The organism is Paenibacillus eucommiae, from assembly GCF_017874215.1.
Taxonomy (GTDB): domain Bacteria; phylum Bacillota; class Bacilli; order Paenibacillales; family NBRC-103111; genus Paenibacillus_AI; species Paenibacillus_AI eucommiae.
Genome location: NZ_JAGGLB010000015.1, coordinates 59,989 through 85,054, shown reverse-complemented (window position 1 = coordinate 85,054; position 25,066 = coordinate 59,989). Strand labels below are relative to the sequence as shown.

Below are 25,066 nucleotides of genomic sequence, written 5' to 3'. Positions count from 1 at the left end.
CAGCTGAACAAAGCCAAAACAAGCCAAATGCTTACGGAGCTAGTGTACGTAAGTCAATTCTGAGGAGGGACAAGCAATGGAGCCATTTAATCGGGTTGAAAGAGAGAACCACCCGCCCCTTTTCTATATAGCAAGCTGGATGCAGCAATTTCCGGGTTTGAGTGCAGGTTTCACCTCCAGACACGGGGGCGTTAGCGAAAGTCCTTTTTCGAGCTTGAATTGCGGACTGCATGTGCATGATAGTGCCGAGCATGTGGTTAGTAATCGTGAGCGATTAGCTGACGCCATAGGTATGCCTTTCCAAGCCTTTACCTATGCAGAGCAGGTTCATGGCAAGGACATATGTGTAGTGACCGCGGCAGAGAAAGGGATGGGAAGAGCTTCAAGAGAACATGCTATTCAGGCTAGGGACGGTTTTATCACCAAAGAAAAAGGGCAGGTGTTATGTGCGCTTTTTGCCGATTGCGTTCCACTATTTTTCTATGACCCCGTGCGTGAGGCAGCAGGTCTAGCTCATGCAGGCTGGAAGGGGACTGTACTTAACATTGCCAGCGCAACAATTAATGCTATGCATCAAGCTTTTGGCTCGGAGCCTCAAGACATTAGAGCTGCTATCGGGCCGTCCATCGGTGTTTGCTGCTATGAAATAGATAACGTGGTTGCTGATCAAGTAAAAGGGGTAATAATGAATAATCACTCTGAGTCTGATTATTCTAATAAAGTGCTGATTGCACAGCCTGGAAATAAATACAAATTAAATTTACAGGAGCTTAACCGAAATTTTATTGAAAAAGCAGGAATAATGTCGTCCCATATCGAAGTAACACAGTTATGTACGAGTTGTTCTACCGATGATTTCTTCTCGCATCGTAAAGAAGGCGGCTCTACAGGGAGAATGGCGGCTTGGATTGCAATGTCCTGAAGGGCCAGACTACCCTGCGAACAGGTGAATAGAGGTGGCATCATAAGCGTGAATATGAGAGACAGAATAGAGGCCGTTAGGCTAAAGGCGGCAGCAGCTTGTGAACGCTCCGGTCGTAGTGTGCAGGAAGTGGACATTATTGCGGTAACGAAGTATGTATCTCTGGATACTACACGATCTGTGTTAGACGAGGGGCTTCTCCATATTGGAGAAAACCGCTGGCAGGATGTGAAACCCAAGTGGGAGGCACTTCATGAGCGGGGAACCTGGCATTTTATCGGCCACTTGCAAACGAATAAGGTAAAGGATGTCATTGGCAAATTTGCGTATATCCATTCGCTTGATCGCATGTCTCTGGCCAAAGAGCTCGAGAAGCAAGCTGCAGCACTGGGCATTCAGGTGGAGTGTTTCATACAATTGAATGTTTCGGGTGAAGATACCAAATATGGACTTCCTCCAGAGCAACTGATGGATTTTGCCAAGGAAGTACAGAAGATGAAGCATTTGCATATAGTTGGCCTGATGACGATGGCTCCTTATGAAATGGATGCTGACGCCACACGCCCAGTATTTAGAGGCTTGCGGGAGCTTAGGGACAAGCTGAATGAAAGTCACATTTTTGACCATGAGGTTAAAGGGCTGTCAATGGGGATGTCTAACGATTTTGAAGTTGCAATTGAAGAAGGAGCAACCTGGGTTCGCTTGGGCTCTGTACTCGTTGGGAAAGAATAAGGGAAGTATAGGGGAAGAGGAGGACGTAAAAATGGGAGTTATGAATAAATTCATGAATTTTCTGGGGCTTCAGGAAGAAGAAGAGATCATTGAGCGCGAGAGGGTGGTTGAAGGCACGGAAGAAGCTGAAACCAATCCCTACGAGCAACGTAGTAAAAATAAGGCGAACGTGGTTAGCATTCACTCCCAAAAAAACTCACGGGTTATATTAAGTGAACCGCGCTCTTACGATGAAACGCAGGATATTGCCGATCATTTGCGGGCCAGACGTGCTGTCGTCGTAAATTTACAGAGGGTCCGTCCGGATATTGCTATCCGAATAGTGGATTTTTTAAGCGGAACCGTATATGCTTTAAATGGTTCTATTTCCAAGCTTGGACCTAATATTTTTCTGTGTACTCCAGATACTGTAGATATTCACGGACATATCACAGAACTCGCTCATGAGGAGTAGACACATACCATTACAACATTGAGGTGATTATGCAAGTGCTGGGTTATTTGTTTTATTACATTGATTTGATAACACAGATTTATTATTTCATGATTATTGCTTATATTTTGCTTTCCTGGTTTCCGAATGCACGAGAGAGCTTTGTAGGTCAATTGTTGACCAAGCTGGTTGAGCCTTATCTGCGTCCGTTCCGCAGATTTATCCCTTCCATCGGAGTGATTGACCTGTCGCCGATTGCTGCTTTGTTCGCGCTTTTCTTCGTGAAAACAGGAATCAAAGCTGTCATTTATTTTATTGCCGGATTGTTCTAAGATGCATCAGCGAGATATTTACGCACACTTTCATCCGGATGAACGCCGCTTTGTGGATCAAGCTTTTGAGTGGGTGGAACGTGCTGCAAATCAGCATGCATTGAAGCGCACAGACTTTCTTGATCCCAGACAAGCATTTATTGTAAGCACACTCGCAAACCGGAATCCCGATGCCGGGTGTAGATTTGATGGGGGCTATGCAAAGGCCGAAAGAAGACGGGCGATTATTGCCCCTGATTATCGTCAGCTGGATGAGGAAGATATGGGGATATCCGTGCTGGCAGTGACTTCTGGAGATGGTAAATTTCTAACGCTGGATCATGGAGATTACATGGGCGCCATTCTTGGACTCGGTATGAAACGGGACAAGATTGGCGATATTCATGTTTTGGCAGGTGGCTGCCATTGTCTGGTAACGACAGATGCGGCAAATTATTTGCATATGAATTTGTCGCAAGTGCATCGTGTCCATGTTCAAACGGAGTTGTTGCCGCTCGATAAGCTTGAAACCAGCCAAGTTAAATTGGAGGAGCTGGCATTGTCCGTTGCCTCACTGAGAATGGATGGCATCATCAGCGATGTCTTCAGGCTCAGCCGCGCGAAGGTGCTTGTGCCGATCCAGGCGGGCCGCTGCCGCGTTAACTGGAAGTTTGAGGAAGACCCGAGCAAGCCGCTGAAAGAGGGGGATATCGTCTCCATGCAGGGCTTTGGACGCTTCCAAGTGCTTGCGGTCGAGGGGATAACCAAATCAGGACGTGTCCGTGTAAAAATCGGAAAGTATACATAATGAACAGAATTTTTTGTAAGAAATATGCATGATTTAACTTCGAGAAATGAAGGATTTCCTTGGTTTCTGTCGAACTCAACATAGTACAGAGATACGGGTAACCGTGGATTGAACCATTTTCAGGAGGTGCACCAATGTCATTAACACCACTCGACATACATAATAAAGAGTTTTCCAGATCCTTCCGCGGCTACAATGAAGATGAAGTCAACGAATTCTTGGATCAAATCATTAAAGACTATGAGGCCTTGATTCGTGAGAATAAAGATATTCAGAATCAGCTTCAGACTACACAAGACCGGCTGGATCACTTCTCGAATATTGAGGAGACACTCAGTAAAACTATTATTGTGGCCCAGGAGGCCGCAGATGAATTAAAGACGAATTCGAAGAAAGAATCACAGCTTATTCTCAAGGAAGCCGAAAAAAATGCGGATCGAATCATTAACGAAGCATTAACCCGCTCCCGTAAAGTCGCATTAGAAATTGAAGAATTAAAGAAGCAAGCTTCGATTTACCGCACTAGGTTCCGCACACTGCTTGAAGCACAGCTTGAGATTCTGAATGATGAAAGCTGGAATACGATGCAGTTGCAGCATAAGGAAGTGGAATAAACTGAAGCCGGATTTACTCCGCTGCCGCAAGCAGAACTTCTCGTCCCTTTCCGGGATGGGGGGTTTTTATTATTTCCACGCCATTGGATAGCTCCTTCAGAGGCAGGGTAAGTTAAAGATTATCCGACTCAATAGAAACGGAGGGGTAATTCCAATGACGGATACCAACAGCTCAAAGGAAAGTTCCGAGAATGACCACAAATTGCTGAAAATTATCAATGATAAAGTAAGTCATATCGCAGCGCATATGGAACGTACACAGATTGCTGATTATGTGCAGCTTTTGAATCATCCGCGCAGACTTATATGGCTAAACCTGCTTTCTGGGATTTCCAGAGGAGTCGGGATTGCACTTGGCTTCACTGTATTTGCGACGACGATCGTCTATGTGCTGCAATTTGTTGGGGCATTAAACTTACCGATAATCGGTGATTATATTGCAGAAATTGTGAAACAAGTACAATTTCAATTACAGCGTGACGGATTTTATTAAATAAGGCTACATCGACGCTTCGGGATCATCCTCCAGAAGATGCTCGCCTTCACCTTTGTCCATATAATCGTTGTAAGCTTTATTCCGCACAATAGTCACTTCTTGTCCATAGAGATCTGTTGCCACGAAGCTTTCGTAGGCTTCCACAAATCCATCGTTTTCATCAGCTTCAATGTACATATGCTCATAGTCTTCAACCTGGTTGTCCTCGGCAAAAGCCGGTGTATTCGAAGTGCCCCAGCTTTCAACTATTTGCCAGGCGTCCTCACCGTCGAACTGGTTTTGGCCGCTTTGTTCATCCAGGCTTGTTCTCCCGAAGGGAGGATTCAGGAACTGTTCCTCGACAGGCCTGCGTTCAGAGGTATGAGGATCCGGAACGTGCTCCTTACAATAAAGAGTAGTAGGAATCGCCTGCAGCCTCTCGAACGGAATGTTGGCGTTGCAATAAACGCATACCCCATAATCACCTTTTTCTATATGGGACAAAGCTTCATCAACCTGCCGCAGCTCAAACTCGGCATGCTCGTTCAGTGAAATATCTTTAGACCGCTCGTACAGCTCAGTTGCCGTATCACCAGGGTGATTATCGTACATGGAGAGCTCCCCGGTTTCCTGAACCATGCCGTTTTCCAAACCAAAGTTGTTGTTGCGGTCGAAGCGTCGTTCCAGATCAACTTTATCCTGTAAAAGCCATAATTGCAGCTCGCGAACCTGCTCTTTAGTCAAGTGCTTCATTTGTTACTTCAACTCCCTTTGTAGTTAAAGTGATTACTGCCTTATAGTTCACTTTTATGATTTTTTTTAGTGAGGTAATTCCTTGCAATACAGAAAAAAAGAAAAAGAAGGAGCAACTCATGACCATGAACATAAGCTCGACGTCTCTTGAATGGGAAAACCTTGACCCGATCGAATGGACAATAGATGCGGCTCATAAAGCCGAACGAATGGATAAATTTATTACGGATGCTCTATCGGAAAATACTTCGCGTACCCAAGTTCAGCAGTGGATTAAAGAGGGACATGTAAGTGTTAACGGCCAAGCAGTAAAACCAAATTACAAGCTTGCTGAGCGTGATGTGGTTGTACTGACGATCCCGGAGCCTGTGAATGTAGAGCTTAAGCCCGAAGCTATTCCTCTGGATGTGGTTTATGAGGATTCTGATGTGATAGTCATCAACAAACATCGCGGCCTGGTTGTGCATCCAGCGCCAGGACATTATTCGGGCACTCTGGTTAACGCTTTGCTTCATCATTGTAAAGACCTGTCCGGCATTAATGGTGTTCTAAGGCCCGGTATCGTGCACAGGATCGATAAAGATACTTCCGGGCTCATTATGGCAGCCAAGAATGATAAAGCGCATGCGGGCTTAGCTGAGCAGCTTAAAGCGCATACCGTTAACCGCAAGTACCTTGCCCTGGTTCATGGAAACATTCAGCATGAGCATGGCACAATTGAGGCGCCGATTGGCCGCGATGCGCATGACCGCAAGATGTATACCGTTACTGAGAAGAACAGCAAGGAAGCTACAACGCATTTTGTAGTGCTTGAGAGATTCGGAGATTATACGTTAGTGGAACTTAAGCTGGAGACCGGTAGAACGCATCAAATTCGTGTGCATATGAAATTTATCGGGCATCCGCTGGTCGGAGATCCGATGTATGGCAAGAGTAAGGGCGGAATGCAGATGGAAGGACAAGCATTGCATGCTGCAGTTCTAGGCTTTGTTCACCCGCGTAGCGGAGAAACCATGTTGTTTGCGGCCCCATTGCCTAAGGACATGGAAGATTTGCTGCAGCGTATTCGTAAAGATTAGCCGTTAAATTGTGCAAATAATGTGTTGAAAAATCCATTCCCAATGGTTAGCCTGAACGTTTATCGTTATAGGAAGAGGTGACCAATCATGGCAAAAATCAATCAAAACTATTTACAGCTTCAAGGAAGCTACTTATTTTCGGAAATAGCAAAAAGAAGAACCAAATTTATTCAGGATAACCCACAAGCAGCTATTATCAGTCTTGGGATCGGGGATGTGACACGTCCTTTACCGGAAGCCGTTATTCGTTCGCTTCATGATGCTGTTGATGAGATGGCAGATGCGCAGTCTTTCCGCGGCTATGGTCCAGAGCAAGGTTACGATTTTCTGATCGAAGAGATCATTAAGCATGACTACGCTGCGCATGGCATTCAATTAAGCAATAATGAAGTATTCGTCAGCGATGGCTCGAAATGTGATGTAGGGAATATTCAGGAAATTTTCAGCCTTGATAGCATAATTGCCGTCCAAGATCCTGTATACCCGGTATATGTGGATAGCAATGTAATGGCTGGACGCTCAGGCGACTACAACAAGACAAGCAATCGTTACGAGAATATCGTCTACTTGCCATGCAACGCTGAGAATAATTTCAAGCCTGAGCTGCCTACCCAAAAGGTGGATCTCATCTATCTTTGTTACCCAAACAATCCAACTGGAATGACATTGACCAAGGATGAGCTTAAGGTGTGGGTGGACTATGCGCGTGAGCATAACTGCATCCTGCTGTTCGATTCCGCTTATGAAGCTTACATCCAGGAAAAAGATGTTCCGCATAGCATATACGAAATCGAAGGCGCCAAGGAAGTGGCCATTGAGTTTCGCAGCTTGTCCAAAACGGCCGGCTTTACCGGAACACGCTGTGCGTACGTAGTTGTACCGCGTGAGCTAAAGGCCCGTGATGAAGAAGGCAATGAAGTAACTGTTAATGACTTGTGGAACCGAAGACAGACTACCAAGTTCAACGGTGTTTCCTATATCACGCAAAAAGGCGCTGCTGCGATTTTCTCCGATGCGGGTAAGCTCCAAATCGCTACACTTGTAGATTACTACATGACAAATGCCGCTATTATCCGTGAAGGAATCTCTTCTCTTGGCATCGAGGTGTACGGTGGGGTCAACGCTCCATACATCTGGTTGAAGACTCCGAATGGGATGGGGTCCTGGGAGTTTTTCGACAAGCTTCTTTCTGAAGCTAATATCGTCGGCACTCCAGGTGTGGGCTTCGGTCAGAATGGACAAGGCTATTTCCGCTTAACAGCCTTCGGCAGTCGGGAAAATACGGAGAAAGCCGTAGATCGCTTTAAGAAATTAAGCTTGTAGTCTCTATTATATAAAAGAGCTGCTTCGCAATAGGCTGCCCATTAGTTATTTACCTGTTGACTTCTTTTGTCGAAAATGGCATAATTCATTTAGTTGAATATGTACCTTTAAAAACAGTCCAGAGAGGCTGGCAAGGTAGTCGATGGAAGAAGACGGGGTATCCCATGCCCAATGGTTCGGGATGCGGGTAAATCGGGGTTATTTGAACTCTGATTGCGTCGCTCTATATCTTCGTGTAAACATTGCTCCTTGCCGATATTGGCAAGGAGCTTTTTTGATGCAGAATCTGCTTGTAGGTATACCTGATTTTAAGGCAATCGCGCAGTTAATGAAGAACCGCGCAGGCTTTTACCCTTGGTTAACAGAAGGGAGCTGGCTTTAGGTGAGCGAGACGACAGCACATGCAATTATGGATGAAATGGCAATAAGAAGGGCATTGACACGGATTGCCCATGAAATTCTGGAAAAGAATAAAGGTATTGAAACTTGTATGCTGATCGGAATACGGACTCGCGGGATTTATTTGGCGCAGCGGGTTGCCGAGCAAATTTTGGAGATTGAGGGTGTGCCGATACCTGTTGGGGAGATCGACATCACGTCCTACCGCGACGACCGGATCAAGGTAAGCTCGGTGGAAGCAGTACCGAAGGGCGGGTCGCTGCACATTCAAGACAAGAAAGTTATCCTCTTCGATGATGTCCTCTTTACAGGGCGAACAGTAAGGGCAGCTATGGATGCGCTGATCGATTTAGGCCGGCCGCAAATGATCCAGCTTGCCGTGCTGGTTGACCGTGGACATCGGGAATTGCCGATTCGTCCCGACTACGTAGGTAAAAATGTACCAACCTCAAAAAATGAGAAAATTGATGTTTTTTTAACGGAAATTGATGAGCAGGACAGAGTAATTATCCAACAGCAGAGGGGGAAGCAGGAATGAGCATAGCAGGTGTGGATTCCTCGAAGCATTTTTTGGGTCTGAAGGGCATGAGTGCCACTGAAATAAGCAGTATTCTGGATCGTGCAGCTTACTGGGAGCAATACCCGGTCAAGGTGACGAATCAGCTGCAAGGACGGTTTGTAGCGAATCTTTTTTTTGAAAACAGCACAAGAACCCGCTTTTCCTTTGAACTTGCACAGAAGCGGCTTGGTGCAGAGGTACTGAACTTCTCCTCAGCCGAATCCAGCGTGCAAAAGGGAGAATCGATTTACGATACAGTGAGGACGTTAGAGTCGATGGGAATAGACGCCGGTGTCATCCGGCTGAAGCCAATCGGCATCCTGGAAGAGCTGGCTGCGAAAATTAAGGTGCCGCTGATCAATGCAGGTGACGGCAACAATGAGCATCCAACTCAAGCTCTGCTCGATTTGTACACAATGCGCAAGCATTTTGGTGAAATCAAAGGATTGACGGTTGCAATTGTCGGGGATATTCTGCACAGCCGCGTAGCTCGTTCTAACTTGTGGGCGCTGCAGGCTATGGGGGCAAAAGTGAAGTTCTGCGCTCCTGCAAATATGCAAGCATCCGAGCTTAGTGGGCATGCTGATTATGTAAGCTTCCAAGAAGCGCTGCAGGCGGATGTCGTCATGATGCTCCGCGTACAGCTTGAACGGCATGAGCAGGGGATGATCAAATCCGCCGAGGAGTACCGCAAGGAATATGGATTGACAGTAGAACGGGCTGCTCAGATGGCGCCGCATGCGATTATTATGCACCCTGCTCCGGTAAATCGTAACGTTGAGCTTGATGATGAGCTCGTGGAGCATGAGAAATCGAAAATATTTACACAAATTGGCCATGGAGTGCCTATAAGAATGGCAGTTATCGAGCGCACCTTAGCATAAGACTTAAAAAAAACTCTAAGGAGGGGACAAGCATGGGAATTTGGATTTTGAATGGCTTCACTGTGGATGCTGACAATGAACAAACGCAGCGCCATATTTGTATAGAAGACGGGATTATTATCCAAGTCATAAATGGCGGCGAGGCTCCTGATACAGCGGGGCACACAGTTATAGATGCAGCTGGCAAGCTCGTCTCACCTGGCTTTATTGATATGCATGTGCATTTGCGCGAACCAGGTTTTGAGCATAAGGAAACGATAGCAACTGGAACTCTCTCCGCGGCTAGGGGCGGTTTTACGACAATTGCTTGCATGCCCAATACCCGCCCAGTTATTGATACGGTTGATACAGTCAAGCTTATATTGGATAAAGCAGAAACGGAAGGTGCAGTAAGAGTGCTGCCCTATGGCTGCATAACCAAAAATGAGCTTGGACGCGAGCTAACGGATTTCGCCGCCTTGAAGGAGGCCGGCGTGATTGGTTACACAGACGATGGCGTAGGTGTACAAAGTGCACAGATGATGAAGGATGCGATGAACCTTGCCGCTTCGCTCGGCATGCCGATCATTGCTCACTGCGAGGATAACACGCTGGTTGAAGGTGCTCCGGTGACTGAAGGGGAATTCGCCCGTAAGCATGGTCTCAAAGGCATTCCGAATGAGTCGGAGGCGATTCATGTAGGACGCGATGTTCTGCTGGCTGAAGCAACAGGCGTTCATTATCATGTATGCCACGTCAGCACTGAGCAATCAGTTCGTTTGATCCGTCACGCTAAGCAGCATGGAATCAAAGTAACTGCTGAGGTTTGTCCCCACCATCTGGTGCTTTCAGATGAAGACATTCCAGATCTGGATGCAAACTGGAAAATGAACCCGCCGCTTCGTACACCAAGAGATGTACAAGCCGTCATAGAAGGTCTGGAAGATGGTACGATCGATATTATCGTGACAGATCATGCTCCTCACGCTGAGGAAGAGAAAGCCAAAGGTATGATGCTGGCGCCGTTCGGTATTCTCGGCTTTGAAACAGCGTTCCCGCTGTTGTACACCAAGTTTGTACTGACTGGACAGTGGACGCTCGGCTTCCTGGTCGACAGACTTACAGCCAAGCCGGCTGAAGTTTTTAGTCTTCCTTGGGGCAAGCTTGAAGTAGGCAGTCCTGCCGATATCACGATTGTAGATTTGGCTTCAGAGCAGGAAATCAAGAAATCGGAGATCGTCTCCAAAAGTAAGAATACCCCTTTTATCGGCTGGAAGCTGCAAGGTTGGCCGGTAGTGACTATAGCGTCAGGAAAAGTAGTTTGGTCTTAATAATTTCTGGTCTTGAGAAAGTTTGATATTAGCTGAGGAGTTGAAGAATATGCAGGCAAGATTGTTGCTGGAAGACGGCACTCTTTTTACAGGTACATCGTTCGGTAGTGAAGGTGATTCGGTCGGTGAGGTTGTATTCAATACAGGGATTACTGGATATCAGGAGGTGCTCTCCGATCCATCCTATTGTGGACAAATCGTGACGATGACTTATCCACTGATCGGGAATTACGGCATTATCCGTGATGATTTCGAATCGATTAGACCATTCATTCATGGACTGGTAGTACGGGAACATGAGGAAGCTCCTAGTAACTGGAGAGCACAGTATACGGTCGGCAGCCTGCTTAAGGAATACGGCATTATCGGGATTAGCGGCATTGACACCCGTATGCTTACCCGCAAGATCCGCCATTATGGCGTCATGAAGGGGATTTTAACCACATCCAGTAAATCCACAGCTGAGCTTGCGGAAATGATGGGCACAACTCCTTTTATGTGTGATCAAGTAAGCCGGGTTTCCACAAAAAGTGTTTTTGGTGCTCCGGGCTCTAAAGAAAGAATCGTAGTGGTGGATTATGGAGCCAAAAGCGGTATTATCCGCGACCTTACCAAACGTGATTGTGATGTTGTAGTGGTGCCACAGGATACAACGGCAGAGCAAATCCGTCGATTAGCACCTGATGGGGTCTTGCTTTCCAACGGCCCAGGGAACCCTAAGGATGTTCCAGAAGCTGTAGCGACTGTGCGTGAGTTAATTGGCGAGTTCCCGATTTTCGGCATCTGCCTGGGTCATCAGCTGTTTGCTCTTGCTTGCGGCGCTGATACAGAGAAGCTTAAATTCGGTCACCGCGGCGGTAATCATCCGGTTAAAGACTTATCCTCCGGACGCTGTTTCATTACTTCGCAAAATCATGGCTACACTGTAAATGAAGAGTCCATTTCCGGTACAGACCTTATTGTGACCCATATTAACAATAATGACCGGACAATTGAAGGCTTAAAGCATGCGAAGCATCCGGCATTCTCCGTCCAGTACCATCCTGAGGCAGCACCGGGACCTTTTGATTCCAGCTACCTGTTCGATGACTTTATCGAGGTCATCCGTAAGCATAAAGTGGATAACCCGCAGCTGCCGCGCCAAGCGCAAATGCTCGCCGCATGGAAAGCATCCGCTTCGTCCACATCAGAGAAAGGGGAGCTGCATTATGCCAAAAAATAGTTCGCTCAAAAAAATTCTAGTTATCGGTTCAGGACCGATCGTTATTGGCCAAGCGGCAGAGTTTGATTATGCCGGAACGCAAGCTTGCCAGGCTTTAAGAGAAGAGGGCATGGAAGTTGTCCTGATTAACAGTAATCCAGCTACAATAATGACCGATACGAATATGGCTGACAAAGTATATATCGAGCCGATTACGCTCGAATTCGTAACCCAGATTATTCGCCAGGAACGCCCGGATGGACTTCTGCCAACACTTGGAGGACAAACGGGACTTAACATGGCAGTTGAATTAGCCCGCGCTGGCGTCTTGGAGAGCGAGAATGTGAAGCTTCTCGGCACCCAGCTTGATGCCATTGAAAAAGCTGAGGATCGCGACCTGTTCCGTAACTTAATGAGAGAGCTTGAGCAGCCGGTTCCGGACAGTGTTATCGTGACTACAGTGCCAGAAGCAGTTGACTTCGCTAATGAAATTGGTTATCCGATCATCGTTCGTCCTGCCTACACGCTAGGAGGAACTGGCGGTGGAATTTGTAATAATGAAGAGGACTTGATTGAAACAGTAGCTTCCGGTATTCGCTATAGCCCGATCGGTCAGTGCCTGGTAGAAAAAAGCATAGCCGGTATGAAAGAAGTCGAGTACGAAGTTATGCGCGATGCGAATGATAACTGTATCGTAGTTTGTAATATGGAAAATTTTGATCCCGTGGGTGTACATACGGGCGACAGCATCGTTGTGGCGCCAAGCCAGACACTATCGGACCGTGAATATCAAATGCTGCGCTCGGCGTCCATCAAGATTATCCGTGCGCTTAACATTGAAGGCGGCTGTAATGTGCAGTTTGCGCTTGATCCGTTCAGCTTTCAATACTATGTGATTGAAGTAAACCCGCGGGTCAGCCGCTCTTCGGCACTAGCTTCGAAAGCAACAGGCTATCCAATTGCCAAAATGGCGGCCAAAATCGCCATCGGCTATACGCTGGACGAGCTGGTTAATCCGGTTACCGGCCAAACCTATGCGTGCTTTGAGCCTGCCCTGGATTATATCGTATCCAAAATTCCACGCTGGCCGTTCGATAAGTTTACTGCAGCCAACCGTAAGCTTGGCACTCAAATGAAAGCGACTGGCGAGGTTATGGCGATTGGCCGTACCTTCGAAGAATCGATTCATAAAGCGATCCGTTCCTTGGAGATCGGCGTACATCGGCTGTTTCTTAAGGAAACCGACCTGCTGGATAAGGAAACACTGGAGTCGCGTTTGCAAAAACCGGATGACGAGCGTCTCTTCCTGCTTGCAGAAGCTTACCGCCGCGGTTACACGGTAGATGCACTGCAGGAACTTACAAAGATAGACTGGTGGTTCCTGAACAAGCTTGAAGGTATGATTCGTTATGAAACGAAAATTGCGCAAGCAGAGCTTACTCCGGAGCTTCTACTGGAAACAAAGCGGAAAGGCTTCACAGACCGTGCTATTGCTGAAATTCGCAGCCTTGCAGGAAGTTCTACTTACACAAAAGAAGCGGATATTCGCACGTACCGGTTGCACCAAAACATCAAGCCTGTCTATAAAATGGTAGACACTTGTGCAGCGGAATTCGAAGCAACTACACCTTATTATTACTCAACCTATGAAACGGAAGATGAAGTATCCGAGACTTCCAAGCAGAAGGTGATCGTTCTAGGCTCCGGTCCGATCCGGATTGGCCAAGGTATCGAGTTTGATTACTCTACAGTTCATGCAGTATGGGCGATTCAAGCAGCAGGCTATGAAGCGGTTATCATTAACAATAACCCGGAGACAGTCTCGACGGATTTCAACACTTCTGACCGCTTGTACTTCGAACCGTTATTTTTCGAAGATGTAATGAACGTCATTGAGCGCGAGCAGCCGATCGGTGTTATCGTACAATTTGGCGGACAAACTGCGATTAACCTGGCAGCGCCATTATCCAAAGCAGGAGTGAGAATTCTAGGATCTGATCTAGAGAGTATTGACTCTGCTGAAGACCGGAAGAAGTTTGAAGCTCTTCTTACTAAGCTAAACATTTCCCAGCCTCCTGGCGGCACCGTGACTTCGGTGGATCAAGCGGTGGGTACTGCTGCTAAGTTCGGTTATCCGGTACTGGTGCGTCCATCCTATGTGCTTGGCGGCCGTGCCATGGAGATCGTATACTCAGACGAGGATCTCTTGAGCTACATGGAGTACGCGGTGAAAATTAATCCGGAGCATCCGGTTCTGATCGACCGCTACATGTTAGGCAAAGAAGTGGAAGTGGATGCCATTTGCGACGGAGAGACTGTTCTGATCCCGGGTATTATGGAGCATGTGGAGCGCGCAGGCGTTCACTCCGGCGATTCGATCGCGGTGTATCCTCCCCAGTCCTTGTCAGCAGAGATCAAAGAACAAATCGTGAAGATCACGACTGAAATTGCCAAAGAATTAAACGTGCTTGGTCTGGTCAATATCCAGTTTGTTATCTTCAATGATCATGTGTACGTAATCGAGGTTAATCCTCGTTCATCAAGAACTGTACCTTTCCTGAGCAAGGTAACGAATATTCCAATGGCGAACGTTGCAACCCGTGTTATTCTTGGTCAAAAGTTGACTGAGATGGGTTACTCAAGTGGTTTATGGCCGGAAGATCAATATATTTCAGTTAAGGTTCCAGTATTCTCCTTTGCCAAGCTGCGCCGTGTGGATACAACACTTGGGCCGGAAATGAAATCTACTGGAGAAGTTATGGGACGGGATGTTAATTTTGCGAAGGCCTTATACAAAGGTTTGATCGGAGCAGGAATGAAAATTCCGGCAGCAGGTTCGATCATTGCAACAGTAGCAGATAAAGACAAAGATGAGGCTGTAGAAATTTTCGCAGGCTTCTATCGTCTGGGCTACAAAATTATTGCAACCGGTGGAACGGCAAAAGCATTTGAAGCTGCCGGCATTCCGGTAACTACGGTACACAAGCTGAGCGAAGGATCGCCTAATATTCTGGATCTTATCCGCGGCGGCCAAGCCCAGTTCGTAGTTAATACGTTGACCAAGGGTAAAACGCCGGAGCGGGATGGTTTCCGCATTCGCCGCGAAGCCGTTGAGAATGGTGTTGTCTGTATGACTTCCTTGGATACAGTCCGTGCTCTTATGAACATGCTGGAATCCGTCAATTTCTCCTCAAGAGCGATGCCTATCCATGTGTAAGGAGTGTGACTAGGATGAATTCACGTCTTCAAGCAGCAGGGCGCATTATGGTAGCACTCGACTATTCAACAGCAAAGGACGCCGAGCTGCTTTTGCAGCAGCTTGGCGGTATACCTTGTTATGTGAAGGTCGGTATGCAGTTGTTTTACGCAGCGGGACCTGGCTTTGTTGCAGGACTTAAAGAACGTGGCTATAAAGTGTTCCTGGATCTCAAAATGCATGATATTCCTAACACGGTAAAGGGTGGCTCGGAAAGTATCACAAAGCTTGGAGTAGATATATTTAATGTTCATGCGGCTGGTGGGAAGCAGATGATGGAAGCAGCCCTCGAAGGCGTGGACAAAGCGCTTACGGGTTCACCGGCAGGTACTGCTCGTCCGATCGTAATCGGTGTTACCCAGCTTACGAGCACGAGTAACAAGATGTTGAACGAAGAAATAGGTATAGAGGGCTCCGTAGAAAATGCGGTGCTTCGCTATGCACGCCTTGCTAAGGAAGCAGGACTTGGCGGTGTTGTAGCATCTCCGCTAGAGGTGACGAAAATCAAGGCTGCATGCGGTGAAGCATTTGTAACAGTTACGCCGGGAATTCGTCCGGCTGGCGCTGATTTGGGCGATCAGTCACGCGTTATGACACCGGAAGAGGCCTTCGCACAAGGAACAGATTTTGTCGTTATTGGCAGGCCGATCACCGCCTCGGCTGACCCGCGGGCTGTGCTGGAAGCAGTGATTGATTCGGTTGTTGGACAATAAAGCTTTGGAATAGATAGATTGCATCGAGTATATTGAATTTATTCAATAAGTTTAATAAGTTTAATAAGTTCAATAAGTTCATTATGTTGGAAGGAGCTGAGTTGCTAAAGATGAGTGAAACCGATCTTTTTTCTCGCAAAATTGCAGCTTTGCTGCTGCAGATTGGAGCTGTCACGCTGCGTCCGCACCAACCTTTTACCTGGACGTCGGGACTGAAGTCTCCTATTTACTGTGATAACCGGCTAACGATGTCATTCCCGGAGGTTCGCGAGCTGATCGCTGAGGGCTTTGTCGAGCTGATCAAAGAGAAATATCCCGATGCGGAAGTTATCGCAGGAACAGCGACAGCGGGCATCCCGCACGCTGCTTGGGTAGCTCAGAAGCTTGGTCTTCCTATGATTTATGTTCGTGATAAAGCTAAGGGCCATGGTAAAGAGAACCTGATTGAAGGTGTTGTAAAGCCAGGGCAGAAAGTAGTTGTCATAGAAGATCTGATATCGACTGGTGGCAGCTCATTGAAAGCGGCTTTGGCCGTGAATGAAGCAGGGGCGCAAGCTTTAGGAGTACTTGCTATTTTCTCTTATGAATTAGATAAAGCAGCAGATGCTTTTGAAGGTGCGGGGATGCCGCTTCAGACGCTTACCAGCTACTCGAAGCTGTTGAATTCAGCACTGGAGAATGGTCATATCCAGCAAGAGGATTTGGCTTTACTCCGTTCATGGAGAGATAATCCGGCAGCGTTTGGCGTGTAATTTCTTATAATAAAGAAGCTCTCCTGATGTTTAATAGGAGAGCTTCTTTATTTGACACGCCAGAAAATATAAGTTTATTGGGGATCCCTGGAGTTGAATAGTTTTCAATTACACAGTGGGAGGGAGCGGAGGCAGCTCGATTATAGCACTTGATAATAGCAGCCGCACAGCCGCTCCCCGAATGGAGCGTACGCATCACTTAACGATGTTTTTCATCGTTAAAGCAAGTGTTTCCAGGTCTATCAGTCACTTTAATGATGTTTTTCATCGTTAAAAGAGGACGGATGGCCTCACTGGGGGGATAAGAAGGGTTTTAACGATTTTTTTCATTGTTAAAGTGAGTATGCGGAGACGATCTTGTGCTTTTAACGATGAAAAACATCGTTAAAGTAGCAGTGTAGCAGATCCTGCTCAGCTGTGCGCGCCCTTCATCCCCAGCGACTGCGGCCGCTAGGTAATCTCCTCCAATTAAGAGAAAAAAACTTGATGGCAGTCCGTTTGAGCTTGGTGTTCGTGTGATTATAGCTAAAGAGAGGTAAGGGGTGTGGGAGGAAGAGCGATAGCGCCCGCCTTTAAAGATTTGTTCCAACATTCGCATCCATTCTATTCAAGGGAACAAATCTTTAACAGCGGCTGGATCCCACAGCCATTCCCTCCCTCTATGCACCAACGTCACGGAAACGCAAATCAAAGGACGCCGCAATGGGCACTTTTCTCACGTTAGTGTTGGGCAGCCTTCTCCTTAGCCTTGTTCGGCAGGAACAGAGGACTGAGAAGCGCTAAAACAGAAATAAAAGCAAGCACAATGAAAATATGGTTCAAACCTGAGGACAAAGTCGCTCTCATATCTGCTACCAGTGCCATTGGAAATGATTGAATATCGGCTGCATTTAACATTTTATTCATATCTAGCCCAGGATTTCTTGAAAGAAAATTGGAGATGGAGCTATTGAACAAAATGGCCAGGCAAGCGACCCCCATCGTTTGTCCGAGTCCGCGAATGAAATTGTTAGCTCCATTGGCAGCTCCGCGAAGGTTCCAGTTGACCGCTGATTGAATGGAGAGGGTGAACACGGTCAAGGATATTCCAAAACCGAAGCCAACAATGCCCATAATCGTGTACAGGTAGGACAGCGGGCTAGATTCACTTAAAAACGTTAGAGCAATAAAACCTATCAGTAAAATGAAGTTGCCTAGTATAGCCGTTGTTCTCGAACCCTTGCTGGTGGCCAGCCTGCCTCCAAGCAGAGCACCAAATGGCCAGGTTAGCGATAATGGGATAAGGGCAAAGCCCGCTCCAGTAGCACCAGTACCGAGAATTCCCTGCATCCAAATGGGGGTGTAGAAGGTAATACCAGCTAATATCACACTTAAAAAAAAGCCATTCATAAAGCTGATCGCAAGCATGCGATTACGGAATAGTGAAAAAGGCAGCATGGGATCCGGTGATTTTGTTTCGAAATAAATAAATGCGGCGAACGACAGCACGATGATGATGAAAAATCCGAGCATTTCCGGTGATTGCCAAGCATAAGTGGATCCTCCGGTTAATAGGGCATACATCAATGTGGTCATGCTTATGGTGAAGGTAATGGCTCCGCCGTAATCGATATGAAGCTTTTTTTTCTCCGTATTCAAGTTCTCTCTTAGAAAAATACCGATTAGAAGCAGCGCAACAATCCCGAACGGGAGATTCATATAAAAAATCCATCTCCATGACACAAAATCAACGAGAAATCCGCCAGTCATCGGGCCGAGGACACCTGCTACACCCCAAACGCCACTGATCATGCCTTGAATTTTGCCCCTTTCCTCATTTGTGTATAAATCTCCCACAATGGTAAAGGTCAGTGTAAGAATGGCTCCGGCACCTATCCCTTGAAAGGCCCGATATCCGATGAGCTGCCCCATGGTTTGCGCAGAGCCTGCAAGCACAGCTCCGATCAGGAAAAGGATGATGCCCACCGATAATATGTTCTTCCGTCCGTATAAATCGGCGAGCTTTCCATAAATAGGTGTCGTTACCGCTGCAGTCAACAAATAAATAGAGATCACCCAACTGATGGATTTGATGCCTCCCAATTGGCTGACGATGGTGGGAATAGCCGTATTGACGATCGTTCCTTCAATGGCTGCCAGTAAAGTGACTACAAAAATGCCTATCGTCACATAGAGTCGATTCGTTTGCTTATTCATGTGTAACCTCTGTTTCCTTCTTAATCAGCTCTTGGATCAGAGCTTAGTATCAAAGCTTAATGTCAGCACCGATCTTATACCAATAACGGCATATCGTAGAAAGACCTTTATGCCAGTTTTCTAGATGAAAATGTTCATTGGGAGCATGCAGGTTCTCACCCGGAAGTCCGAAGCCTAGCATCACGACTGGAGCTTGCAGCAGCCTTCCGAAAACTTCAACGATCGGGATGGATCCCCCGCCTCTCATGTATACGGGTGATGTACCGTACGCTTCTTCATACGCGTTTGCCGCGGCCTGCATAGCTGGATGATCTATGGGAGTAATAAACGGATTTCCGCGAAGGAGACGATTCAGGCGGACGCGGACTCCTGCTGGTTTATGCGTATGTATATGCTTTTCAACAGCATCCATGACTTCATCCGGCACCTGCGCGGCTGTAAGCCGGCATGCGACCTTGGCAATAGCCTGATTCGGGATGATGGGTTTGATGCCTTCGCCCTGAAAGCCGCCGCTAATGGAGGTGATTTCCAAGGTGGGTCTGGATGTAGTCTGCTCATAGAAAGTAAAGTTACTCTCTCCGAATAAGGACGAAACTCCAAGCTCTGTCAGCAGCTTATGCTCATCCGGCTCAACAAGCTTGAAAGCCTCTCGTTCCTGCTGGGAAAGCTCGATCACATTATTGTAAAAGCCCTCAACGGCTACATGCCCGTGCTCATCGTGAAATGAGCTCAGAAGCTTGCTCAAAGCATGAATCGGATTCGGAACTCCGCCGCCGTATAGGCCGGAATGCAGATCGCTGTTAGCACCTTCGACAATTATCTCAAATGCAGCAAGGCCACGTAATCCATACATAAGAGCTGGTTTGCCCGGTCCATAAAGCTGTGTGTCGGAAAGAGTGACTACATCGGCCTGGAGCTTGTCAAGATGCTGCTCAAAAAAGGGTGGCAGATGAAAACTGGCGATTTCCTCCTCACCTTCGATGCAAAATTTAATGTTAACCGGAAGACTTCCGATAACCTGCAGGCAGGACTCAACTGCTTTAATATGAAGAAAGAGCTGACCTTTATCATCGGTAGCGCCGCGCGCATAGATTTTACCATCGCGGACAGTTGGTTCGAAGGGGGGAGTATCCCACAGTTCGAGCGGCTCAGCAGGCTGGACATCATAATGTCCATATACAAGCACAGTCGGTTTGCCAGGTGCATGGAGCCAATCAGCATAAACGACAGGATGGCCGGCTGTTGCCATGATTTCTACATGCTCCAATCCAGCTTTTTGCAAAGCTCCAGCGACCCATTCTGCACAGTGAAGTATATCCTTTTTATGTTCAGCAACAGCACTAATACTCGGGATGCGCAGCAGCTGTTTAAGTTCTTCCATATGTATCTCATTGTGCTGTTGTACATAGGTTTCGATAGCGTTAATCATCTGATTGCTCCTTTGGTTTGAAGGTGGACGGCCGAAGAACGTCTTAGTTAAAAAAGATAGTTTCTGATAAGGGTTGATAGATTAGCCAATATCTAGTATCTTTTATAAAGAAAATACATTCTTTTTAGGGGGTCGGTTTTGAAACTTTTTCAAACACTGATTCGTCTACTTCATTGTACGGTTAAACTGCGCAGACTGCAATTACATAGGGAGGGTGAATGATGGCCAGCTGGCTTCGCAAAAAAGAAGTACATAACAAGGCACCAGATTTGGATTCTCCTCTTCTCACGGTTAAAGGGATTGAGAGATCTTTTCAGGTCGGCAGTCAGAAGCTCCAGGTTTTAAAGGGAATTGATATGGAGCTTAAACGCAGTCAGCTGGTGATGCTTCGAGGACGATCGGGGTCGGGTAAGACTACTTTAATGAACTTGATTGGGGGCTTGGATGAACCGAGTTCAGGTGAAATTTTCTTTCTGGGGCATCCATTTCATAAGTGTAGTGATGATCAACGAACTCATATTCGACGTCAAGAAATCGGATTTATTTTTCAATCCTTTGCGCTGATGCCGTTGTTGTCCGCACGGGAAAATGTGGAGCTTGCTTTACGAATGGCAGGTACCCCGCGTTCACAATGGAAAAGTAGAGTTGCACATTGCCTGGAGCTTGTTGGCCTTAGTAAGAGAATGAACCATCGTCCTTTCGAGCTTTCAGGGGGAGAGCAGCAAAGAGTGGCTATTGCCAAGGCGATTGCCCATCGTCCTTCGCTTTTGCTGGCGGATGAGCCGACCGCGGAGCTTGATTCTCAAATGGGGGCACAGATCATGTCGGTGTTTCAAAGCATTATTGCAACAGAGCAGGTTACGATTTGTATGACTACACATGATCCTACGATTTTGGAGGTTGCTGACCATGTTTACGAAATGGTGGACGGCAGATTCGTCTCTTAAACGGACGATGAAGCCTATTACTGTACTTTTTTTATGTACTTCTTTATTGCTGGCCTCGGGCTGCTCATTGCTGCCTAAGGAGCAGGAGGAAGAGGTGCTGCCAAGCATCAATCCACCAAAGCTTTCCAAGAAACCTGAGCACATTGTTAAAACGACCACTTTGGTAACGAAAGTAAATGGATCGGGGAAATTGATGGCCCTCAAAGAGGAAGAATTGTTCTTCGCTGAGGAAATGAATGGCAAGAGAATTAACAACCTGCTGGTTCAGTCAGGGGACAACGTTACACAGGGGCAGGTTATTGCGGAGCTCGATGTATCGGAATTGCAAAGTCAGGTAAAGCAGAAGCAATTGCTTACGCGTAAAGAAGAATTGTCTATGATTGAAACGCTGCGCAATGCGGATGAAATGTCTGCTGACCAGTTGGAGCAGGCAAAGATTGATTTTGAAATTAAGCGGGAGGAGCTTAATAAGCTTCAGCAGCAAATTGCCAAATCAACACTTGTAGCGCCTTTCAGCGGAACTATTGTGACGGTGAATTCGCGTAAAGGAGACACTGCTAAGGTCGATCAATCCGTAGTGACTATTGCTGATTTGACCCAACTGGCGGTTGTGGCAAGCATCACTGCAGACGATGCCAAGAAAGTTGCTGTTGGCATGGAGACAGAAGTCGACATTACTTCAGCAGGCAAGCATTTGGGCAAAGTCAAGCAATTGCCAAGTCCAAAATCAAATTCGAATAATGGCGGTAACGGTGGCTATCCGGGTAATGGACAGCCGGGAGGGAAAGAATCAATCGATGATTATATGGTCGTGCAGCTTGATAAATTCCCGGAGGGTATGACCCGGGGGACTCCACTCAGCGTTAGCGTTATTATTCAGAAGAAAGAAAATGCGGTGGTAATCCCGCTTGCGGCACTTCGCTCTTATTCTGGCCGCAACTACGTCCAGGTTATCGATAATGCCGGCAATAAAAAGGAAGTTGATGTAGAAATCGGCCAGCAGACCTCGACGGACGTTGAGATCGTGAAAGGCCTCACACCGGGACAGAAAGTAGTGGGTAGATAATGTCGATACCGATGCTGCGATTTCTGTATCGTAAAATGTGGAATACCCGCTGGCTGACGCTAAGTACGCTTCTGGGGCTGGTGATGGCAGTTGCTTTCACGACTAGTATCCCCATGTATGCCGACGGTTCGCTTAAACGGGTGGTTGCCAAGTCATTGGAGGAGAAGAGCAATGGTCTGCCGGCCGGCTCGCTGCTTATGCGCTACCAGGCAATGGGCTCCAGCCGGGTCGATCTTGAAGGGCTTGATGGCGTTAACACATATATTCAAGAGCAGCTCCCGAAGGATATCGATTTTCCTGTAGATGCTTTTGCAAGAGTCTACACGATCAAAGCCGCCCAACTTACGCCTGAGGATCCAGCCAAGGTGGATCCAAGTAAACGCCGGCAAATGACAATAACTTCACTGAATGATCTTGGAGATCATGTGGAGTGGTCAGCAGGGACAATGTCCTCCGACCAGCCGAAGGATGGCATTATTGAGGCTGTAGTAATGGATGAAACTTTATACCGTAATGATTTACATATTGGAGATGTGTTCAAGTATTCAATTTCCGGCGGACCGATCAAGGTCAGAATCGTTGGTTCCTTCAAGCCTAAGGACGAGAATGATCCGTATTGGTTTCAAGGTCTAGAGGGACTGCTGAATTCATTGGTAGTCAGTGAGCCGCTATTCCAGAAAACACTGCTGAAGGATAAGAAATTTCCTCTGCAGCTTGCTAATTGGTACTATGCTTTTGATTTAAAGGAAATTCAGACGAGTCAATTGACACCTTTGAGCGGTACGCTGGAGCGTCTTGAAATTAACCTGTATCAGAAGCTCAAGGACACTAAGGTTGACCTGTCCTTTCAAACGACACTTGATGAATTTAAACAGCAAAGCTTGCAGCTGCAAATCCTGTTATTTACACTTGCAGCTCCGATGATTGCCATGGTCTTCTTTTATATTATTATGAATGCCAGACAATCGTTGGAAAGACAGCGGAGTGTGATTGCCGTACTGCGCAGCCGGGGTGGAAGCACCCGGCAAATTGTCGGTGTGTATGTGCTTGAGGGTCTTATTTTGGGAGCGATCGCTTTGATTATTGGACCTATGCTGGGCTGGTTTATGGCGAAGAGCATTGGTTCAGCCAGCGGGTTCCTGACCTTTGTGGACCGTAAGGCGATACCAGTAGGATTTACAAAAGAAGCGATGTTGTATGGAGCGGTCGCGGTTTTCATAGCCTTATTGGCTAGCGTAATTCCTGCCATATTATATGCTAAAGCTTCTATTGTTAATTATAAGCAGCAGCTTGCCCGTTCTGATCGTTCTCCGTTCTGGCAAAGATATTTTCTGGATGTAGTGCTGCTTGGTGTTGTAGGCTATGGCTGGTATTTGTTTGATCAGCGACAGTTGCTTTCGGTGCAGACGGGAATGACGACTGATCAACTGCAGGTGCATCCGCTGCTGTTTTTCATACCCGCGCTGTCGATTTTTGCACTGGGGTTGTTCTTCCTGCGTATTTTCCCATGGCTGCTGCGATTCTTCGGCTGGCTAGGGCGCAGGTTCCTGCCAATTGCTCTTTATCTTACACTGGCACAGCTGTCACGCTCAGCTAAAGCCTACTATCCATTGATGCTGCTGCTTACCCTTACGCTTGGGCTTGGAGTCTATAATTCATCTGCAGCCCGGACGATCGATTTAAATTCGACAGAGCGGACGCTGTATCAGTATGGTACAGACGTTGTGCTGCAGCCGGTATGGGAAAGCTTCTCTGATGATTTGCCAAAACCTCCGCAAGAGGGCTCAGGTGGCGGAAACGGTAGTGGAGGCGGTCAAGGCAGTGGTGGTCAAGGTGGAGGCGGAGGCCAGGGAGGCGGCGGAGGCGGCCAAGGTGGTGGAGGCAATGAGGTTCCTTCCAAGATTCGCTATGTAGAGCCGCCCTTTCAGATCTTCCGTGATTTGGAAGGCGTTAGCGCCGCTGCAAGAGTGCTGCAAACCAAAGGTAACGTGGTTGTTTCTGGAAAGTCTGCAGGAACAGGAATGGTGATGGGTATTGATAATGACGAGTTTGCCAAAGTCGGCTGGTTTCGTTCAGATTTATATCCAGTGCATCAAAATCTGTATTTGAATCTGATGGGTTCCTATGAGCAAGCGGTCATCATTTCTGAGAAATTTGCTAAGAAGTATGTGCTCAAGGAGGGAGATCTGCTCTCCATTACGCTTCAGCAGCAGCCAATCGAATTTGTAATTGTAGGAATTTTGCCTTATTGGCCAAGTCAATATCCGGATCAAACTCCTTTCTTCATTACGAATTTGGAATATTTGTATGATCAGGCTGCGGTTATGCCCTATGAAGTATGGTTGAAGATGGAACCCGGAGCAAAGGTAAAGCCGATTGTAGACTCGCTTTTGGCTAATAACATTGAGCTTGGATCGGTTCCAAAGGATGTAAACAACCAGTTGATTATTGAAAAGAAGCTTCCTTCGCGCGGCGGTGTTTTCGGAATTCTGAGTCTAGGTTTTCTGGTTTCAGTTGTCGTTTCTCTTATTGGTTACCTTCTCTATTGGTTCTTCAATCTTTCCAGTAGAATTGTCCAATTTGGGGTGCTGCGTGCTATGGGATTGTCCCGTAGACAGCTGACCGGGATGCTGCTGCTTGAACAAGGCTTTACAGCTGGATTGTCCATTGCGCTAGGAATTGGAATCGGGAAGCTGACAAGTTACTTATTCCTGCCGTTCCTGCAAACCTCAGAGAATGTTAAGACACAGGTTCCGCCTTTCCGAGTCGTGTTCAATTCGAATGATACGAATCAGCTCTACATGGTGATATTGTTTATGATGCTGACGGGAGCGACTCTATTATTCCTGCACATTCGCAGACTGCGCGTGCATCAAGCTGTGAAGCTCGGAGAGGAGAAATAAC

22 protein-coding genes are annotated in these 25,066 nt (G+C 47.0%); 19 read left to right on the top strand and 3 right to left on the bottom strand.

Annotated features, from left to right (window positions below; genetic code table 11):
* Window positions 1–76: 76 nt before the first annotated feature.
* The 7 genes from pgeF to J2Z66_RS21145 all read left to right on the top strand — a co-directional run bounded on the left by pgeF (window position 77) and on the right by J2Z66_RS21145 (window position 4,313).
* Window positions 77–922: a peptidoglycan editing factor PgeF gene (pgeF, locus tag J2Z66_RS21175; RefSeq protein WP_209974082.1), complete on the top strand. Its 846-nt coding sequence runs from the start codon at window positions 77–79 to the stop codon at window positions 920–922.
* Window positions 923–970: 48 nt separating this feature from the next.
* Complete coding sequence (locus J2Z66_RS21170; RefSeq protein WP_209974080.1) at window positions 971–1,654, top strand: YggS family pyridoxal phosphate-dependent enzyme; 684 nt, start codon at window positions 971–973, stop codon at window positions 1,652–1,654.
* A 31-nt stretch (window positions 1,655–1,685) separates the two neighbouring features.
* Entirely contained in the window at window positions 1,686–2,108 is a 423-nt protein-coding gene (locus tag J2Z66_RS21165; RefSeq protein WP_209974078.1) for a cell division protein SepF, read from the top strand.
* A 29-nt stretch (window positions 2,109–2,137) separates the two neighbouring features.
* A complete protein-coding gene (locus J2Z66_RS21160) occupies window positions 2,138–2,419 on the top strand; it encodes a YggT family protein (RefSeq protein ID WP_209974076.1) in 282 nt (93 codons plus the stop codon).
* Between the two features lies 1 nt (window position 2,420).
* Window positions 2,421–3,206: a YlmH family RNA-binding protein gene (locus J2Z66_RS21155; protein WP_209974074.1), complete on the top strand. Its 786-nt coding sequence runs from the start codon at window positions 2,421–2,423 to the stop codon at window positions 3,204–3,206.
* A gap of 134 nt (window positions 3,207–3,340) precedes the next feature.
* Window positions 3,341–3,820, top strand: coding sequence for a DivIVA domain-containing protein (locus J2Z66_RS21150; protein ID WP_209974072.1), 480 nt, complete (start codon window positions 3,341–3,343; stop codon window positions 3,818–3,820).
* A gap of 154 nt (window positions 3,821–3,974) precedes the next feature.
* Window positions 3,975–4,313: a DUF5665 domain-containing protein gene (locus tag J2Z66_RS21145; protein WP_209974070.1), complete on the top strand. Its 339-nt coding sequence runs from the start codon at window positions 3,975–3,977 to the stop codon at window positions 4,311–4,313.
* A gap of 6 nt (window positions 4,314–4,319) precedes the next feature.
* Here the strand turns inward: J2Z66_RS21145 and J2Z66_RS21140 are convergent, their stop codons facing one another.
* Entirely contained in the window at window positions 4,320–5,048 is a 729-nt protein-coding gene (locus J2Z66_RS21140; RefSeq protein WP_209974067.1) for a TraR/DksA C4-type zinc finger protein, read from the bottom strand.
* Window positions 5,049–5,173: 125 nt separating this feature from the next.
* Between J2Z66_RS21140 and J2Z66_RS21135 the strand changes: the two genes are divergently transcribed.
* From J2Z66_RS21135 to pyrE, 9 genes are all read left to right on the top strand, one after another.
* The gene (locus J2Z66_RS21135) at window positions 5,174–6,127 is read left to right on the top strand and encodes an RluA family pseudouridine synthase (protein ID WP_245375716.1); all 954 of its coding nucleotides are present in this window, start codon (window positions 5,174–5,176) and stop codon (window positions 6,125–6,127) included.
* Between the two features lie 87 nt (window positions 6,128–6,214).
* Window positions 6,215–7,450 carry an LL-diaminopimelate aminotransferase gene (locus J2Z66_RS21130; RefSeq protein WP_209974062.1) on the top strand — a complete coding sequence of 412 codons (1,236 nt, stop codon included), beginning with the start codon at window positions 6,215–6,217 and terminating at the stop codon, window positions 7,448–7,450.
* 382 nt (window positions 7,451–7,832) lie between these two features.
* Window positions 7,833–8,387 (top strand): bifunctional pyr operon transcriptional regulator/uracil phosphoribosyltransferase PyrR, encoded by a 555-nt coding sequence (pyrR, locus tag J2Z66_RS21125; protein WP_312894684.1) that lies wholly within the window; start codon window positions 7,833–7,835, stop codon window positions 8,385–8,387.
* Window positions 8,384–9,292, top strand: a complete 909-nt coding sequence (locus J2Z66_RS21120; protein ID WP_209974060.1) for an aspartate carbamoyltransferase catalytic subunit — start codon at window positions 8,384–8,386, stop codon at window positions 9,290–9,292. The genes pyrR and J2Z66_RS21120 overlap by 4 nt, the downstream gene beginning before the upstream one ends.
* A gap of 32 nt (window positions 9,293–9,324) precedes the next feature.
* On the top strand, window positions 9,325–10,602 hold the full coding sequence (pyrC, locus tag J2Z66_RS21115) for a dihydroorotase (RefSeq protein WP_209974058.1): 1,278 nt from the start codon (window positions 9,325–9,327) through the stop codon (window positions 10,600–10,602).
* 49 nt (window positions 10,603–10,651) lie between these two features.
* Window positions 10,652–11,824 carry a glutamine-hydrolyzing carbamoyl-phosphate synthase small subunit gene (gene carA / locus J2Z66_RS21110; RefSeq protein ID WP_209974056.1) on the top strand — a complete coding sequence of 391 codons (1,173 nt, stop codon included), beginning with the start codon at window positions 10,652–10,654 and terminating at the stop codon, window positions 11,822–11,824.
* Window positions 11,811–15,020, top strand: coding sequence for a carbamoyl-phosphate synthase large subunit (gene carB / locus J2Z66_RS21105; protein ID WP_209974053.1), 3,210 nt, complete (start codon window positions 11,811–11,813; stop codon window positions 15,018–15,020). Before carA ends, carB begins: the two co-directional genes overlap by 14 nt.
* A gap of 14 nt (window positions 15,021–15,034) precedes the next feature.
* Complete coding sequence (gene pyrF / locus J2Z66_RS21100; protein ID WP_209974051.1) at window positions 15,035–15,772, top strand: orotidine-5'-phosphate decarboxylase; 738 nt, start codon at window positions 15,035–15,037, stop codon at window positions 15,770–15,772.
* A gap of 110 nt (window positions 15,773–15,882) precedes the next feature.
* Window positions 15,883–16,524 (top strand): orotate phosphoribosyltransferase, encoded by a 642-nt coding sequence (gene pyrE / locus J2Z66_RS21095; protein ID WP_209974049.1) that lies wholly within the window; start codon window positions 15,883–15,885, stop codon window positions 16,522–16,524.
* A 720-nt stretch (window positions 16,525–17,244) separates the two neighbouring features.
* Here the strand turns inward: pyrE and J2Z66_RS21090 are convergent.
* Complete coding sequence (locus J2Z66_RS21090; protein WP_209974047.1) at window positions 17,245–18,720, bottom strand: MDR family MFS transporter; 1,476 nt, start codon at window positions 18,718–18,720, stop codon at window positions 17,245–17,247.
* Between the two features lie 49 nt (window positions 18,721–18,769).
* Entirely contained in the window at window positions 18,770–20,149 is a 1,380-nt protein-coding gene (locus J2Z66_RS21085) for a dipeptidase (RefSeq protein WP_209974045.1), read from the bottom strand.
* 218 nt (window positions 20,150–20,367) lie between these two features.
* On the opposite strand from J2Z66_RS21085, the gene J2Z66_RS21080 reads away from it, so the two are divergent.
* The 3 genes from J2Z66_RS21080 to J2Z66_RS43505 are packed head-to-tail and all read left to right on the top strand — an operon-like array spanning window position 20,368 to window position 25,065.
* Window positions 20,368–21,096, top strand: coding sequence for an ABC transporter ATP-binding protein (locus J2Z66_RS21080; protein ID WP_209974043.1), 729 nt, complete (start codon window positions 20,368–20,370; stop codon window positions 21,094–21,096).
* A complete protein-coding gene (locus tag J2Z66_RS21075; protein WP_209974041.1) occupies window positions 21,059–22,162 on the top strand; it encodes an efflux RND transporter periplasmic adaptor subunit in 1,104 nt (367 codons plus the stop codon). Before J2Z66_RS21080 ends, J2Z66_RS21075 begins: the two co-directional genes overlap by 38 nt.
* Window positions 22,162–25,065, top strand: coding sequence for an ABC transporter permease (locus tag J2Z66_RS43505; RefSeq protein WP_209974039.1), 2,904 nt, complete (start codon window positions 22,162–22,164; stop codon window positions 25,063–25,065). The genes J2Z66_RS21075 and J2Z66_RS43505 overlap by 1 nt, the downstream gene beginning before the upstream one ends.
* The last annotated feature ends 1 nt before the right edge of the window (window position 25,066 follow it).